Annotated in this window: 16 protein-coding genes; 4 read left to right on the top strand and 12 right to left on the bottom strand. The window is 68.8% G+C overall.

Translation table 11 applies throughout. The annotated features are described in order from the left end of the window. Window positions 1–71 precede the first annotated feature (71 nt). Entirely contained in the window at window positions 72–890 is an 819-nt protein-coding gene (cysE, locus tag ACQ5SP_RS06200) for a serine O-acetyltransferase (protein WP_430937484.1), read from the top strand. A gap of 155 nt (window positions 891–1,045) precedes the next feature. On the opposite strand, the gene ACQ5SP_RS06205 is transcribed toward cysE, so the two are convergent. The 9 genes from ACQ5SP_RS06205 to gap (ACQ5SP_RS06245) all read right to left on the bottom strand — a co-directional run bounded on the left by ACQ5SP_RS06205 (window position 1,046) and on the right by gap (ACQ5SP_RS06245) (window position 10,084). Next, entirely contained in the window at window positions 1,046–2,386 is a 1,341-nt protein-coding gene (locus ACQ5SP_RS06205; RefSeq protein ID WP_430937485.1) for a pyruvate dehydrogenase complex dihydrolipoamide acetyltransferase, read from the bottom strand. 10 nt (window positions 2,387–2,396) lie between these two features. Further along, window positions 2,397–3,794, bottom strand: coding sequence for a pyruvate dehydrogenase complex E1 component subunit beta (locus ACQ5SP_RS06210; protein WP_430937486.1), 1,398 nt, complete (start codon window positions 3,792–3,794; stop codon window positions 2,397–2,399). A 39-nt stretch (window positions 3,795–3,833) separates the two neighbouring features. Then, entirely contained in the window at window positions 3,834–4,829 is a 996-nt protein-coding gene (pdhA, locus tag ACQ5SP_RS06215) for a pyruvate dehydrogenase (acetyl-transferring) E1 component subunit alpha (protein ID WP_430937487.1), read from the bottom strand. A gap of 133 nt (window positions 4,830–4,962) precedes the next feature. Beyond that, window positions 4,963–5,265, bottom strand: a complete 303-nt coding sequence (locus ACQ5SP_RS06220; RefSeq protein WP_430937488.1) for an FtsB family cell division protein — start codon at window positions 5,263–5,265, stop codon at window positions 4,963–4,965. A 172-nt stretch (window positions 5,266–5,437) separates the two neighbouring features. Beyond that, entirely contained in the window at window positions 5,438–6,367 is a 930-nt protein-coding gene (locus tag ACQ5SP_RS06225) for a class I fructose-bisphosphate aldolase (RefSeq protein ID WP_430937489.1), read from the bottom strand. A gap of 149 nt (window positions 6,368–6,516) precedes the next feature. Beyond that, the gene (locus ACQ5SP_RS06230; protein WP_430937490.1) at window positions 6,517–7,707 is read right to left on the bottom strand and encodes a phosphoglycerate kinase; all 1,191 of its coding nucleotides are present in this window, start codon (window positions 7,705–7,707) and stop codon (window positions 6,517–6,519) included. Between the two features lie 77 nt (window positions 7,708–7,784). Then, the gene (gap, locus tag ACQ5SP_RS06235) at window positions 7,785–8,783 is read right to left on the bottom strand and encodes a type I glyceraldehyde-3-phosphate dehydrogenase (RefSeq protein WP_430937491.1); all 999 of its coding nucleotides are present in this window, start codon (window positions 8,781–8,783) and stop codon (window positions 7,785–7,787) included. A 118-nt stretch (window positions 8,784–8,901) separates the two neighbouring features. Continuing rightward, entirely contained in the window at window positions 8,902–9,045 is a 144-nt protein-coding gene (locus ACQ5SP_RS06240; RefSeq protein ID WP_430937492.1) for a hypothetical protein, read from the bottom strand. 37 nt (window positions 9,046–9,082) lie between these two features. Next, entirely contained in the window at window positions 9,083–10,084 is a 1,002-nt protein-coding gene (gene gap, locus ACQ5SP_RS06245; RefSeq protein ID WP_430937493.1) for a type I glyceraldehyde-3-phosphate dehydrogenase, read from the bottom strand. Window positions 10,085–10,302: 218 nt separating this feature from the next. Here gap (ACQ5SP_RS06245) and ACQ5SP_RS06250 point away from each other — a divergent pair, with 218 nt between their 5' ends. Beyond that, window positions 10,303–10,728 carry a DUF2267 domain-containing protein gene (locus tag ACQ5SP_RS06250; RefSeq protein ID WP_430937494.1) on the top strand — a complete coding sequence of 142 codons (426 nt, stop codon included), beginning with the start codon at window positions 10,303–10,305 and terminating at the stop codon, window positions 10,726–10,728. 44 nt (window positions 10,729–10,772) lie between these two features. On the opposite strand, the gene tkt is transcribed toward ACQ5SP_RS06250, so the two are convergent. After that, entirely contained in the window at window positions 10,773–12,719 is a 1,947-nt protein-coding gene (gene tkt, locus ACQ5SP_RS06255; protein ID WP_430937769.1) for a transketolase, read from the bottom strand. A 257-nt stretch (window positions 12,720–12,976) separates the two neighbouring features. On the opposite strand from tkt, the gene ACQ5SP_RS06260 reads away from it, so the two are divergent. Together ACQ5SP_RS06260 and ACQ5SP_RS06265 are read left to right on the top strand one after the other, a co-directional pair. Then, on the top strand, window positions 12,977–13,456 hold the full coding sequence (locus ACQ5SP_RS06260) for a hypothetical protein (protein WP_430937495.1): 480 nt from the start codon (window positions 12,977–12,979) through the stop codon (window positions 13,454–13,456). After that, a complete protein-coding gene (locus ACQ5SP_RS06265; protein WP_430937496.1) occupies window positions 13,449–13,841 on the top strand; it encodes a cell division protein ZapA in 393 nt (130 codons plus the stop codon). The genes ACQ5SP_RS06260 and ACQ5SP_RS06265 overlap by 8 nt, the downstream gene beginning before the upstream one ends. A 24-nt stretch (window positions 13,842–13,865) precedes the next feature. Here ACQ5SP_RS06265 and ACQ5SP_RS06270 read toward each other — a convergent pair whose 3' ends face one another. Together ACQ5SP_RS06270 and ACQ5SP_RS06275 are read right to left on the bottom strand one after the other, a co-directional pair. Continuing rightward, complete coding sequence (locus tag ACQ5SP_RS06270; RefSeq protein WP_430937497.1) at window positions 13,866–14,027, bottom strand: hypothetical protein; 162 nt, start codon at window positions 14,025–14,027, stop codon at window positions 13,866–13,868. A gap of 84 nt (window positions 14,028–14,111) precedes the next feature. Continuing rightward, complete coding sequence (locus tag ACQ5SP_RS06275; RefSeq protein ID WP_430937498.1) at window positions 14,112–14,345, bottom strand: hypothetical protein; 234 nt, start codon at window positions 14,343–14,345, stop codon at window positions 14,112–14,114. Between the last annotated feature and the right edge of the window lie 26 nt (window positions 14,346–14,371).

Here is a 14,371-nt window from a genome sequence, read left to right on the forward strand (position 1 = left end):
AGCCTTCCCCTTTCTCATTGGCGCGGTACGCCTATTTGTTGTAAGGAGTGCGCGACACGGAGGAAACCGCGATGGCCGAGAGACGTTCCAGAATTGCCGCCGTCGATCCCGTCTGGGACCGGATCCGCGACGAAGGCGAGGCGGTGGTCAAGGACGAGCCGCTGCTCGGCGGACTCGTGCATTCGAGCGTGCTGCACCATCCGACGCTGGAGCGGGCGCTCGCCTACCGGCTTTCGATGAAGCTGGCCTCGGGCGAGATGTCCGAACAGATCCTGCGCGAGATCGCCGACGAGGCCTATGCCGCCGACCCGACGCTCGGCCGCGCGGCGCGGGCGGATCTCGTGGCGGTCTACGAACGCGACCCGGCCTGCCACCGGCTGATCCAGCCGATCCTGTTCTTCAAGGGCTACCAGGCGGTGCAGTCCTACCGGCTGGCCCATTGGCTCTGGGAAAACGGGCGGCCCGACATGGCCTATTTCATCCAGATGCGCGTCTCGGAGATGTTCGGGGTCGACATTCATCCCAATGCCCGGATCGGGCAGGGGATCATGATCGACCACGCCCATTCCATCGTGATCGGCGAGACCGCGGTCGTGGGCGACAACGTGTCGATGCTGCATTCGGTGACCCTGGGCGGCACCGGCAAGGAAGATGGCGATCGGCATCCCAAGATCGACGACGGCGTGCTGATCGGCGCGGGCGCCAAGGTCCTCGGCAATATTCGCGTCGGCTACTGCTCGCGCATCGCGGCGGGCTCGGTCGTGCTGCAGGACATCCCGCCGATGAAGACGGTGGCGGGTGTGCCGGCCAAGATCGTCGGCGAGGCCGGTTGCGACCAGCCCTCGGTGACGATGGACCAGCTGCTGAACGACCCGACCGAGAACCTCTAGGCGCGGCAGGGGGCTGTCTGCCCCCTCTTGCCCCCGCCGGCGCGGGGGCAATTCACCCCCGAGGATATTTCCGGAACGATGAAGCCCCGGGGCGCGCGGACGGAAACGGGGCGCCGGCCGGCGCGGCCGCCCCCTTGGGTCCGACGGGCACCTTGTCAGGCCAGCATGCCGAGCGGGTTTTCGAGATGCGCCTTGATCGCGGCCAGCAGTTCCGCGCCGAGTGCGCCGTCGATCACCCGGTGATCGACGGAGAGCGTGACCGACATCACCGTGGCGGTGGTCAGCTCGCCATCCTCGCCGACGACGGGTTTCTTGATGCCCGCGCCCACCGCCAGGATCGCGCCATGCGGCGGGTTGATGACCGCGTCGAAATTCTCGATCCCGTACATGCCGAGATTGGAAATCGCGAAACTGCCGCCGACATATTCGTGCGGCGCGAGCTTGCGGTCACGGGCCCTGGTGGCCAGGTCCTTCATCTCGGCCGAGAGAGCGGAGAGTGTCTTCTGCTGCGCGTCCTTGAGGACCGGCGTGAAGAGGCCGCCCTCCACCGCCACGGCGACGGCCACGTCTGACGGCGTCAGGCGCAGGATGCGGTCGCCGGCCCAGACGGCGTTGGCGTCCGGCACCTCCTGCAGCGCCAGCGCGCAGGCCTTGATGATGAAGTCGTTGACCGACAGCTTCACCCCGCGCGGCTCGAGCTGGGCGTTGAGCTGGCCGCGGAACTTCAGCAGCGCGTCCAGCCGGATGTCGCGGCGCAGGTAGAAATGCGGGATGGTCTGCTTGGCCTCGGTGAGCCGCTGCGCGACCGTCTTGCGCATGCCGTCGAGCTTGACCTCCTCGGTCTCGCGATCCTCGAACATCTTGGCCACCGCATCGGCCGAGGGGCCGGCGGGCAGCGCGGCGCCGGCGGCGGGCGCGGCCGGTTTCGCGGCCGGGGCGGCCGCGGGCGCGGCCTCTGCGCCCTCGACATCGGCCTTCACGATCCGGCCATGCGGGCCGGAGCCGGTGATCCGGGCAAGGTCGAGTCCCTTGTCCCTGGCGATCCGCCGCGCAAGCGGCGAGGCGAAGATGCGCGTGCCCTCGTCGTCGGTCGGCGCGGCCGGCGCCGGCGTCGCGGCGCCGGGCGCCCCGGCGTCGCCGCCGGGCGCCGCGGGCGTGTCGCCGCCCGTCTCGTCGGATGCCGGCGTTTCCGCGGCCGCCTTGGCGGCGCTGCCGCCCGAGCCGGCATCGGCGGAGATGTCGCCGGCGCTCTCGCCTTCCTCGAGCAGCACGGCGATGGGCGTGTTCACGGCCACGCCCTCGGTGCCCTCGGCGACGAGGATCTTGCCGATGGTGCCTTCGTCGACGGCCTCGAATTCCATCGTGGCCTTGTCGGTCTCGATCTCGGCCAGAAGGTCGCCCGAGGAGACCTCGTCGCCTTCCTTGACCAGCCATTTGGCGAGCGTGCCTTCCTCCATCGTGGGGGAGAGGGCGGGCATCAGGATTTCCGTGGGCATGGCGCTCTCCTCAGCGGTAGGTGACCTGGTGGACGGCCTCGAGAACCTCTTTGGTCGAGGTCAGTGCGAGCTTCTCGAGGTTCGCGGCGTAGGGCATCGGCACGTCCTTGCCCGTGCAGTTGATCACGGGCGCGTCCAGGTAGTCGAAGGCCTGTTGCATCAGCACCGACGAGACGTAGTTGCCGATCGAGCAGACCGGGAAGCCTTCCTCCACGGTGACGCAGCGGTTGGTCTTCATGACCGAACGGATCACCGTGTCGGTGTCCATCGGGCGCAGCGTGCGCAGGTCGATCACCTCGGCAGAGATGCCGTCCTCGGCCAGCTTGTCGGCGGCTTCGAGCGCGTAGGTCATGCCGATCCCGAAGCTGACGATGGTGACGTCCGTGCCCTCGCGCCAGATCTTGGCCTTGCCGATGGGCAGGGTGAAATCCTCCATCACCGGCACGTCGAAGCTGCGGCCGTAGAGGATCTCGTTTTCCAGGAAGATCACCGGGTTCGGGTCCCGGATCGCGGATTTCAGCAGCCCCTTGGCATCCGCGGCCGAGTAGGGCTGGATCACCTTGAGCCCGGGAATGTGGCTGTACCACGCGGCGAAGTCCTGGCTGTGCTGGGCCGCGACGCGGGCCGCCGCGCCGTTCGGGCCGCGGAAGACCATCGGGCAGCCCATCTGCCCGCCGGCCATGTAGAGCGTCTTGGCCGCCGAGTTGATGATCTGGTCGATCGCCTGCATGGCGAAGTTGAAGGTCATGAACTCGACGATCGGGCGCAGCCCGCCGAAGGCCGCGCCCACGCCCAGCCCGGCGAAGCCATGCTCGGTGATCGGGGTGTCGATGACACGGCGCGCGCCGAACTCGTCCAGCAGCCCCTGGGTCACCTTGTAGGCGCCCTGGTACTCGGCCACTTCCTCGCCCATGACGAAGACCTCGTCGGCCCGGCGCATTTCCTCGGCCATGGCGTCGCGGATCGCCTCGCGCACGGCGGTGCTCTTCATTTCCGTGCCCTCGGGGATCTCGGGCTCGAGATCGGCCTGCGGCGCGGGCGCCGCGGGGGCGGGGGCCTGGGCCGGCTTGGTCGGCGCGGCCGCGTCGGTCTTCTCGGGCGCGGTCTCCGGTTTGGTCTCGGGGGCCGCGGAGGCCGCGGAGGCCGCGACGTCGTCGGCGCTCTCGCCCTCTTCGACCAGCACCGCGATGGGCGTGTTCACGGCCACGCCCTCGGTCCCCTCGGAGACCAGGATCCTGCCGATCGTGCCTTCGTCCACGGCCTCGAATTCCATCGTCGCCTTGTCGGTCTCGATCTCGGCCAGGATGTCGCCGGACTTGACCTCGTCGCCCTCTTTCACAAGCCACTTGGCGAGCGTGCCTTCCTCCATCGTCGGAGAAAGCGCGGGCATCAGAATCTCTGTCGCCATCTGTCGATTACCTCGTCTGAATTCCTGTCCTGCCGGCGGTCACGCTTCGGCGTAGATGTCGGTCCAGAGTTCCGACTCATCGGGTTCCGGGCTCTCGCGGGCGAAGTCCGCGGCCTCGTTGATGATCCCCTTGATGTCCTTGTCGATGTCCTTGAGCTCGTCCTCGCCGGCATGCTTGCCCTCGAGGATCTGGTCGCGGACATGCTCGATCGGATCCTTCTCCTCGCGGATCTTCTGGACCTCTTCGCGGGTGCGGTACTTGGCCGGGTCCGACATCGAGTGGCCGCGGTAGCGATAGGTTTTCATCTCGAGGATGTAGGGGCCCTCGCCGGCGCGGCAGTGATCGATGGCCTTGCGGCCGGCGTCGCGCACCGCGATCACGTCCATGCCGTCGACGGCCTCGCCGGGGATGCCGAAGGCCGAGCCGCGGGTGTAGAGCTCGGGCGTGGAGGTGGAGCGCTTCTGCGCGGTGCCCATGGCGTACTGGTTGTTCTCGATCACGAAGATCACCGGCAGTTCCCAGAGCGCGGCCATGTTGAAGGTCTCGTAGACCTGGCCCTGGTTCGCCGCGCCATCCCCGAAATAGGTGAAGGTCACGCGGTCATTGCCGCGATACTTGTCCGAGAAGGCCAGCCCCGCGCCGAGCGGCACGTTGGCGCCGACGATGCCGTGGCCGCCGTAGAAGTGTTTCTCCTTGGAGAACATGTGCATCGAGCCGCCCTTGCCCTTGGAATAGCCGCCCTCGCGGCCGGTCAGTTCGGCCATGACGCCCTTGGGATCCATGCCACAGGCCAGCATGTGGCCGTGGTCGCGATAGGTGGTGATGCGCTTGTCGCCCTCTTCGGCCGCGGCCTCCAGCCCGACGACGACGGCCTCCTGGCCGATGTAGAGATGGCAGAAACCGCCGATGAGCCCCATTCCGTAGAGCTGGCCGGCCTTCTCCTCGAATCGCCGGATCAGCAGCATGTCCCGGTAATACTGGAGCAGGTCCTCCTTGGATGTGTTTGGTTTCTTTGTCGTTCTCCGCGTGGCCATGGCGAGCGGTCCCCCGGTTTCGAAAATAGTTCAATATTAAACAATACCTATAACGCAAGATTGGCGCCAAATCACGCAAAAATTTGGCCCGGCCGCGCGGGGGCGGGCGGGCTGTGGCGGCGGGGGCGGCGGGTCAGCGGATGACGATCTCGTCGCCGCGCACGAGGCCGAGCACCTTGCGGGCGCGCTCGTCGAGCAGGTCGAGATCGAGATAGGCATCCGAGAGGCGGCGGGTGCGGTTCTGCATCCAGGCCACCTCCTCGGTGAGGGTCGCCAGTTCGGCGTCCAGCGCCTCGGCCTGCGCGTCGAGTTGCACGCGGCGGAACAGGCCGTAATCCCCCTGCACGGCGGCGAAGGTGAAATACGCACCGAGCGAGAGCGCCAGGGTAAAATAGAGCGCCGGGCCGACGGCCGGCCGCCTGGGGGTCTGGGACATTTCTGCCTGCCTCGTCTTCCGCCTCTGCCGGGCGGTCGCTGAATCATGGCACAGCCGAATCGCCTTGTGAATCCCTTTTCTGCCCCGGAGTCCAAGGAATTGCGGGAAACAGCCGATGTCATGGTGCAGGCGGTGTGCGGGGCGGCCGGCCGCGGCCGCCCCCGGTGCGGCCTCAGGCCTTGCCGCGGTAGATGTCGACCAGCTTGCCGAGCATCTCCAACGCGTCCGCGCGCGTCCGCTGGAAGGAGTTGCGCCCGATGATCGAGCCGTTGCCGCCGCCGTCGCGGATCGCGCGCGCGTCGTCATAGACGCTGTCGGTGCCCTTCTTGGCGCCGCCCGAGAAGACGACGATGCGCCGGCCGGCAAAGGCGGCGTCCATGCAGTGGGCCACGCGGGCGGCCTGGGTCTCGATGTCGATGGCCTCGGACTCGTAGACCTTGCGGGCCGCGTCCAGTTCGAGGTGATCCGTCGAGAGCTTGATCTTGATGACATGCGCGCCGAGCAGCGCGGCGATCTGCGCGGCATAGGCGCCGATATCGATCGCGGTCTCGCCATCCTTGGTCAGCGCCTCGCCGCGGGGGTAGGACCAGATCACCGTGGCGACACCCTTGGCGGCGGCTTCCTCGCGCATGGCTGAGATTTCCTCGAACATCTCGAGCCCGGCGGCCGAGGCGGGATAGACGGTGAAGCCGATCGCGGCGCAGCCGAGGCGCAGCGCGTCGTCGACGCTGGCGGTGATCGCCTGGTCCTTCGGCGCCTCCGACGGGATCAGCGAGTTGGCGGAGTTGGCCTTGAGAATGGTCGGGATCTGGCCGGCGAAGCTGTCGGCGCCGGCTTCCAGCATGCCGAGCGGCGCGGCATAGGCGTTGAGCCCGGCGTCGATGGCGAGCTGGTAGTGGTAATGCGGGTCATAGGCGGCCGGGTTGGGCGCGAAGCTGCGCGCGGGGCCGTGCTCGAAGCCCTGGTCGACGGGCAGGATGATCATCTTGCCGGTGCCGCCCAGCTTGCCGTGCATCAGCATCTGGCAGAGCTTGCCCTTCACGCCCGGCGTTTCGCCTTCGTAATTGGAAAGAATTTTCTGAACTGCGCGGGTCGCCTTCATGTCCGTCGTCCTCTGTTCGGTGGGCCTGGAACAGGGTTTAGAAGCCCGGCCCCGCCGGCGCAAGCGCGGAGGCGGGGGCAGGGGGCGCTGCCCCCTCTGCCCGCCGGGGGCGGGCATTCACCCCCGGGATATTTCCGGAACGATGAAGCTCAGCCGCCGAGCGCGGCGACCCCGGGCAGGGTCTTGCCTTCCATCCATTCGAGGAAGGCGCCGCCGGCGGTGGAGATGTAGCTGAAATCGTCGGCCACGCCGGCCTGGTTCAGCGCCGCGACGGTGTCGCCGCCGCCCGCGACCGAGGTGAGCTGGCCGGCGCGGGTCAGCTCGGCGGCGATCCGCGCGGCGGCGTTGGTGGCGGCGTCGAAGGGCGGGATCTCGAAGGCGCCGAGCGGGCCGTTCCAGATCAGCGTCTTGGCGTCGTGGAAGGCGGCGGCGATGGCGGCGACGCTGTCGGGGCCCGCGTCGAGGATCATCGCGTCGGCCGGGCAGCCGGTCGCCGGCAGCGTCTCGTGCGGGGCATCGGCCCGGAACGCGCGGGCCACGACCACGTCGGAGGGCAGCAGGATGCGGCAGCCGCCGGTCCGGGCCTCGTCCATGATTTCGCGCGCGGTGCCGGCCATGTCGTGTTCGGCCAGCGACGTGCCCACGTCGAGGCCCTGGGCGGCGAGGAAGGTGTTGGCCATGCCCCCGCCGATCACCAGCGTGTCGACGCGCCCGATCAGGTTGGACAGGAGCGCGAGCTTGGTCGAGACCTTGGCGCCGCCCACCACGGCGACGAGCGGGCGCGCGGGGTCGCCGAGCGCGGTCTCGAGCGCGGTGAGCTCGGCCTCCATCAGGCGCCCGGCGCAGGCGGGCAGGCGGTGGGCCAGCGCCTCGGTCGAGGCATGGGCGCGGTGCGCGGCCGAGAAGGCGTCGTTACAATAGACGTCGCCGAAGGTGGCGAGCCGGTCCGCGAAGGCCGGGTCGTTGGCCTCTTCCCCGGCGTGGAAGCGCGTGTTCTCCACCAGGAGGATATCGCCCGGCGCCAGCGCGCGCGTCGCCGCGGCCACGTCGTCATAGCCGTCTTCGCCGGCGAATTTCACCGCCTGACCGAAGGCGTCCTCGAGCGCGGGCAGGACCTGTTTCAGCGACATTTCGGGCACGGTCCTGCCCTTGGGGCGGCCGAAATGGGCCAGCAGAACGGGGATGCCGCCCCCGTCCTGGATCGCCCGGACGGTGGGGCGGATGCGCGTGATCCGGGTGGCGTCGGTCACGCGGCCTTCCTCGACCGGCACGTTGATATCGACGCGGGTCAGCACCCGCTTGCCGTCGAGATCCATATCGTCGAGCGTTTTCCAGGCCATGCGGCTCTCCTCCATCGCGGTCCGGGGCGGGAATGCCCCGAAGCCGGCGCGGGGTCAACGCGAAGTTCGCGCGCGTCTCAGAGATGCTTGCCCATCGCCACCGCCGTGTCGGCCATGCGGTTCGAGAAGCCCCACTCGTTGTCGTACCAGGACAGCACGCGGCACATCGTGCCTTCCATGACCTTGGTCTGATCCATGTGAAAGATGCTGGAATGGGCGTCGTGGTTGAAATCCATCGACACGTTCGGCGCCTCGGTGAAGCCGAGGATACCCCGGAGCGGCCCCGCCGCGGCGGCGCGGACGGCCTCGTTGATTTCCTCGGCGCTGGTCTCGCGGGCGGCTTCGAAGGTCAGGTCCACGACCGAGACGTTCGGCGTCGGCACCCGGATCGCCACGCCGTCGAGCCGGCCGTTCAGCTCAGGCAGGACGAGGCCCACGGCCCGGGCGGCGCCGGTCGAGGTCGGGATCATGTTCAGCGCCGCGGCCCGGGCGCGGTAGAGATCGGCGTGATAGGTGTCGAGCGTCGGCTGGTCGCCGGTATAGCTGTGGATCGTCGTCATGAAGCCGCGCGAGATGCCGATCGCGTCATGCAGCGCCTTGGCGACCGGGGCGAGGCAGTTGGTGGTGCAGGAGGCGTTCGACACGATGCGGTCCGCCGCCGTCAGCGTGTCGTGGTTGACGCCGTAGACCACGGTCTTGTCGGCCCCTTTCGACGGCGCCGAGACCAGCACGCGGGAGGCGCCGTTTTCCAGGTGCACCGCCGCCTTGTCGTCCTTGAAGATGCCCGTGCATTCGAGGACGATGTCGATGTCGGACCAGGGCAGGTCCTTGGGATCGCGGATCGCGGTGACGCGGATCGGCCCCCGGCCGACGTCGATCGAGTCGGCGCCGGTCGTCACCTCCGCCGGGAAGCGGCCATGCACGCTGTCGAAGCGCAGCAGGTGGGCGTTCGTCTCGACCGGGCCGAGATCGTTGATCGCGAGGACCTCGATATCGGTGCGGCCGGATTCGATGATGGCGCGCAGCACGTTGCGGCCGATCCGGCCGAAACCGTTGATGGCGACTTTGACGGTCATGGCTGTTTCCTCCAGTTGTCCGCGGGTGCGCGGACGGGCGGCTGTGTTCGCAGATTTTCGTTAGCGCTAACAAAACACAGGAAAACGAAAATCTCAACCACTGATCCGGTAGGTCGGATCAGCGCCAGAAGGCCAGGAATTCGATGATATCCGTCAGCGTGCCGAGGATGAACCGCACCCCGACGAGATCGAACAGCAGGTAATCGGCCAGCAAAAGGATGCCGGCCAGCGCCGCGAGAAAGATGCCGATCCCGTCGGTCATGTCACCCCATGCGCCGTCCCGCGGCCGGGACGGACCTTCAGGACAGGCGCCCCATCGCCGCGGCCGTATCGGCCATGCGGCAGGAGAAGCCCCATTCGTTGTCGTACCACGCTAGCACACGCACCGTGCGGCCGCCCACAACTTTCGTCTGGTCGGGCGCGAAGATCGAGGAATGCGTGGTGTGGTTGAAATCGACGGAAACCTTGGGTTCCGGATCATAGGCCAGCACCGCGCCCATGTGGCCCTGCGCGGCCGCGGCCACGGCGGCGTTCACCTCGTCCACGGTGACGTCGCGGCTGGCCTCGAAGGTCAGGTCCACCGCCGAGACGTTGGGCGTCGGCACCCGCATCGCGGTGCCGTCGAGACGGCCCGCCAGTTCCGGCAGCACCTCGCCGATGGCCTTGGCCGCCCCGGTGGAGGTCGGGATCATCGCCATGGCGGCGGCGCGGGCGCGGTAGAGATCCTTGTGCCGGCGGTCCAGCGTCGGCTGGTCGCCCGTGTAGCTGTGGATGGTCGTCATCACGCCGCGCTCGATGCCGATCGCGTCGTGGAGCACCTTGGCCAGCGGCGCGAGGCAGTTCGTCGTGCAGGAGCCGTTCGAGACCACCAGGTCGCTCGGCTTCATGTCGCGGTGATTGACGCCGAAGACCACGGTGCGGTCGGCGTTCTTCGCCGGGGCCGAGACCAGCACGCGCTTGGCGCCGTGGGCGAGATGGACCGCGGCGGCCTCGCGGCTGTTGAATTGCCCGGTGCATTCCAGCACGACGTCGCAGCCCGACCAGTCGAGCGCCTGCGGATTGTAGGTGGAGAACACCTTGATCGGGCCGCGGCCCAGGTCCAGCGTGTCGCCCTCGACGCGGACCTCGCCGCCGAACCGGCCGTGGATGCTGTCGTATTTCAGGAGATGCGCGTTGGTCTCGATCGGGCCGGTGGCGTTGATCTTGGTGACCTGCAGATCGTTGCGCCCGCTTTCCACGATATGGGCGAGGGTGCAGCGGCCGATGCGGCCGAAACCGTTGATACCGACGGTGATCGACATGATGCAAGCTCTCCTGTTCTCGGGCGCGGTGGGCCGCCACGCCGGCGGATTCGAGCGTTCTATACCCGCGCGGAGCGCGCGGATAAAGACAGAAGATGGCGGTTTGCCAGCATGTTAGCGCAAACGTATGCCCGTGTATGCGGGGTAGCGCTAACAGCCGGGGCGCTGTGCCCGGCCCGCCGGATAGGGTAGACTTCCCCGCAACGGGGGAGGCAAGCATGGGCAATCTCGGCCTGACGCTGATCGACGACACGGTGGCGACGACGCATGCCTGGCTGAACCGGCTGGTGGCGTTGACCGGCTGGGAAGACAAGCAGCGCGCCTACCGGCTCTTGCGCGCGGTGCTGCACGAGATCCGCGACCACCTGAGCCCGGGCGAGGCGGCGGACCTGGGGGCGCAGCTGCCGACGCTGATCCGCGGCATCTACTACGAGGGCTTCCGGCCGGCCGCGCTGCCGGTGCGCGAACGCAGCAAGGCGGGGTTCGTGGCGCGGGTGCAAAAGGCCTTCGAGACCGATCCGATGGGCGACGCCGAGGCGGCGATCGGGGCCGTCTTCAAGCTGCTGGAAGAGCGTGTATCCGCGGGCGAAATGGCGGATGTCGAACAGGCCTTCACCAGGGAAATCCGCGCGATGTTCCCGTGACGGCGGGGGTGGGACCCGGCGACGTGCCGCCGGGCCCCGGCATGTCAGAGCAGCGCCTTGACGCGCGCGACCACGGCGTCGGCGGTGATGCCGAAATGGGCGTAGAGATCGCCCGCCGGTGCCGAGGCGCCGAAGCCCTCCATACCGACGAAGGCGGATTTCTTCTCGGCGCCGCGCTCGCCGCACAGCACCCGGTCCCAGCCCAGCCGCATGGCGGCCTCGATGCCCACGCGCACCGGGCCCGCCGGCAGCACGCGGCGGCGGTATTTCTCGTCCTGCGCCGCGAAAAGCTCGAAGCAGGGCATGGACACCACGCGGGTGCCGATGCCCTCGGCCTCGAGCGTCTCCCTGGCCTCGAGCGCGATGGCGACCTCCGAGCCGGTGGCGATCAGGATCGCGCGCCGCTTGGCGACCGCCTCGGCCAGCACGTAGCCGCCCTGGGCCGTCAGGTTCCTGGTCTTGTGCTCGGTCCGGACGGTCGGCAGCCCCTGGCGGGACAGCGCCAGCACCGAGGGGGTGCGGTCGCTCGTCAGCGCGAGTTCCCAGGCCTCGGCCGTTTCCACCGCGTCGGCGGGGCGGAAGACATGGGTGTTGGGCGTCGCCCTGCACATCGCGAGATGCTCGACCGGCTGGTGGGTGGGCCCATCCTCGCCCAGCCCGATGCTGTCATGGGTCATGACGTAGGTGACCGGCACCCCCATCAGCGCCGAGAGCCGCATCGCGCCGCGGGCGTAATCGGCGAAACAGAGGAACGTGCCGCCATAGGGGCGCACGCCGCCATGCAGGGCCATGCCGTTCATCGCCGCCGCCATGCCATGCTCGCGGATGCCGTAATGGACGTAGCGCCCCTTGCGATCCTCGGGCGAGAAGATGCCGAGCCCCTCGGTCCGGGTGTTGTTGGACCCGGTCAGGTCGGCGGAGCCGCCGATGGTCTCGGGCGTGATGGGGTTGATCACCTCGAGCGCCATCTCGCTGGCCTTGCGCGTCGCGACCTTGGGCTGCTCGTCGCTGATCTGCTTCTTCAGCGCCTTCACCGTGGCCGAGAGCCGCTTCGGCGCCGCGCCGGACATCATGCGGTCCCAGTCGCGGCGCTTGCCCGCCGAAAGCGCGTCCAGCCGGGTCTCCCAGGCCTCGCGCTCGGCGCGGCCGCGGGCGCCGATCTTTTCCCAGGCAGCCTTGGTCTCGGCCGGGATATCGAAGGGACCGTGAGGCCAGCCATAGGCGTCGCGGACCGCGGCGATTTCCTCGGGGCCGAGCGGCGCGCCATGCGCCCCGGCGGTGTCCTGCTTGTTCGGCGCGCCGAAGCCGATATGGGTGCGGCAGGCGATCATCGTCGGCACGTCGGTCGCCTTGGCCGCGGTCAGCGCGTCGTCGATCGCCGCAGGGTCGTGGCCGTCGCAGGACAGCACCTGCCAGCCCGCGGCCTCGAAACGCTGCTTCTGGTCGGTGATATCCGAGAGCGACACCTTGCCGTCGATGGAGATGCCGTTGTCGTCGAAAAGCACGATCAGCCGGCCCAGCTTCTGGCGCCCGGCCAGCCCGATCGCCTCGTGGCTGATGCCTTCCATCAGGCAGCCGTCGCCGGCGATCACGTAGGTGTGGTGATCCACGACCTTCTTGCCGAAGCGCGCCCGCAGGCTTTCCTCGGCCATGGCGAAGCCGACGGCGTTGGCCAGGCCCTGTCCGAGCGGCCCTGTCGTCGTCTCGATGGCGGCGGCGTGGAAATTCTCGGGGTGTCCGGCCGTGCGCGCGCCCAGTTGCCGGAAGTTCCTGATCTCGTCGAGCGTGATCTCCGGATCGCCGGACAGGTAGAGCAGGGCGTAAAGCAGCATGGACCCGTGCCCGGCCGACAGGATGAAGCGGTCGCGATCGGCCCAGCCGGGCGCGGCGGCGTCGAATTTCAGGTGTTTTTCGTAGAGCACGGTCGCCACGTCCGCCATGCCCATCGGCATGCCCGGGTGGCCGGATTTCGCGGCCTGGACCGCGTCCATCGCCAGCGCGCGGATCGCGCAGGCCTTGGTCCAGTGATCGGGGTGCTTCTCTCGGATTTCGGCGATGTCCACGGCGGGCGCTCCTTCGTCGCTCTGGGGCGTATGATCAGGGCGCGTGATAGCAGCCTCGGGCCGAAGATCAAGCTTGCAGGGCGGGCGTCAGGGGCTTGGGGGGCGCATTTTGCGCGATCCTTGGGTAAACTGTCGGGAAAAACAGGCGGGTTTCGATTCGGATCGGACCAGAACAGGACGGGCAGATGAGCGATATCGAACAACTCGAACAGCGGATCGGCGCCGCGCTCGACCGGATTTCGGCCGGGCTGGACGGGGCCGCCGGCGACGGCGCGGACGCCGCCGCCCTGACGGAGGCCGAGAACGCGCTGCGCGCGGAGCGGGCCGCCCACGAGGAAACGCGCAGCGCCGCCGAGGCGGCCGCCCGCGGCGCCGAGGATCGCGCCGCGCGGCTCGAGAAACGGGTCACGGCGCTGATCGAACGGCTCGAGAACGCCGAGAGCCAGATCGCGCGGCTCACCGCGGTCAATGCCGAGCTGCGCAACAACAACGCGCTCCTGCGCGAGCGCAATGCCGGGATGGTCGGCGATGCCGGGGCGATCAATAACGGCATGCAGGCCGAGCTCGAGGCGCTGCGCCGGACACGCGCGGCGGAGGTCGAGGAGATGGACCAGATCCTTGCCGAGCTGAAACCCCTCGTCGATGCGGAGGCCGCCAATGCCTGAAGTCAAGATCGATATCGGCGGGCGCCAGTTCGAGGTCGCCTGCCAGGAAGGCGAAGAGCATTACCTGCACGCCGCCGCGAAGCTGCTCGACACCGAGGCGACGACCCTGACCAGCCAGATCGGGCGGGTGCCCGAGGCGCGGATGCTGCTGATGGCCGGGTTGATGCTGGCCGACAAGACGGCCGGTCTGGAGGAGGACCTGCGCGCCGCGCAGGAGAAGCTCAACGCCCAGGCCCGCGAGCTGGAATCCGCCCGCAACGCGCCGCGCGCCGCACCCGAACGCATCGAGGTGCCGGTGGTCCCGCGCGAGGTCACCGACCGCATGGCCGAACTGGCCGCCCGTGCCGAGGCGCTGGCCCAGCAGGTCGAGGAAAAGGCGGGCTGACAGCGCCCCCGCCGGCGCGCACGCTCAGCGGACGAAGGCGTACCAGGCGAAGACCGCCACTATCGAGCCGGCCAGCAGTACCGCCGCCGGCTCGTTCAGGAACAGCGTGATCCAGTTCGAGACGTTGATATGCGGGCCGCCGCCATCCGTGGCGCCGCCCAGGGCAACTCCGTATTCGGCCAGCATGGTCCCCCCCCAAGAGCCGGAACTCGGCCAGGCCACGGAGTATACACCATACCGGCCCCCGACGCCAAAAGCGCCGGGCGCGTGCTAGCGGCGCAGGGCCTCCCGGCCGAGCAGGATGGCGCCAATCCCCAGGAAGAGCATCATGATTCCGCCGAAGAGGAACACGAGCCCCCAGAACATCCAGGACTGGTCGGGCTCGTCGAGCACGTCGATCACGCCCCAGGCATAGGCCCCGATGCCCCAGGCCCCCGCCAGCGCCGCGATGCCCCCGGCGATGCAGAGCGCCCAGCCCAGGATGCGTCGCAGCGGTCGGGTCATGCCGTGTCCTTTCGTCCGCGCGCGGC

This window comes from Rhodovulum sp. YNF3179, from assembly GCF_050586465.1.
Classification (GTDB): domain Bacteria; phylum Pseudomonadota; class Alphaproteobacteria; order Rhodobacterales; family Rhodobacteraceae; genus CAJXYS01.

Bases quoted from the DNA above. Each gene is read 5' to 3' on its own strand.
- cysE (WP_430937484.1), top strand. From the start codon at position 72: ATGGCCGAGAGACGTTCCAGAATTGCCGCCGTCGATCCCGTCTGGGAC.
- ACQ5SP_RS06205 (WP_430937485.1), bottom strand. From the start codon at position 2,386: ATGCCCACGGAAATCCTGATGCCCGCCCTCTCCCCCACGATGGAGGAA.
- ACQ5SP_RS06210 (WP_430937486.1), bottom strand. From the start codon at position 3,794: ATGGCGACAGAGATTCTGATGCCCGCGCTTTCTCCGACGATGGAGGAA.
- pdhA (WP_430937487.1), bottom strand. From the start codon at position 4,829: ATGGCCACGCGGAGAACGACAAAGAAACCAAACACATCCAAGGAGGAC.
- ACQ5SP_RS06220 (WP_430937488.1), bottom strand. From the start codon at position 5,265: ATGTCCCAGACCCCCAGGCGGCCGGCCGTCGGCCCGGCGCTCTATTTT.
- ACQ5SP_RS06225 (WP_430937489.1), bottom strand. From the start codon at position 6,367: ATGAAGGCGACCCGCGCAGTTCAGAAAATTCTTTCCAATTACGAAGGC.
- ACQ5SP_RS06230 (WP_430937490.1), bottom strand. From the start codon at position 7,707: ATGGCCTGGAAAACGCTCGACGATATGGATCTCGACGGCAAGCGGGTG.
- gap (WP_430937491.1), bottom strand. From the start codon at position 8,783: ATGACCGTCAAAGTCGCCATCAACGGTTTCGGCCGGATCGGCCGCAAC.
- ACQ5SP_RS06240 (WP_430937492.1), bottom strand. From the start codon at position 9,045: ATGACCGACGGGATCGGCATCTTTCTCGCGGCGCTGGCCGGCATCCTT.
- gap (WP_430937493.1), bottom strand. From the start codon at position 10,084: ATGTCGATCACCGTCGGTATCAACGGTTTCGGCCGCATCGGCCGCTGC.
- ACQ5SP_RS06250 (WP_430937494.1), top strand. From the start codon at position 10,303: ATGGGCAATCTCGGCCTGACGCTGATCGACGACACGGTGGCGACGACG.
- tkt (WP_430937769.1), bottom strand. From the start codon at position 12,719: ATGGACGCGGTCCAGGCCGCGAAATCCGGCCACCCGGGCATGCCGATG.
- ACQ5SP_RS06260 (WP_430937495.1), top strand. From the start codon at position 12,977: ATGAGCGATATCGAACAACTCGAACAGCGGATCGGCGCCGCGCTCGAC.
- ACQ5SP_RS06265 (WP_430937496.1), top strand. From the start codon at position 13,449: ATGCCTGAAGTCAAGATCGATATCGGCGGGCGCCAGTTCGAGGTCGCC.
- ACQ5SP_RS06270 (WP_430937497.1), bottom strand. From the start codon at position 14,027: ATGCTGGCCGAATACGGAGTTGCCCTGGGCGGCGCCACGGATGGCGGC.
- ACQ5SP_RS06275 (WP_430937498.1), bottom strand. From the start codon at position 14,345: ATGACCCGACCGCTGCGACGCATCCTGGGCTGGGCGCTCTGCATCGCC.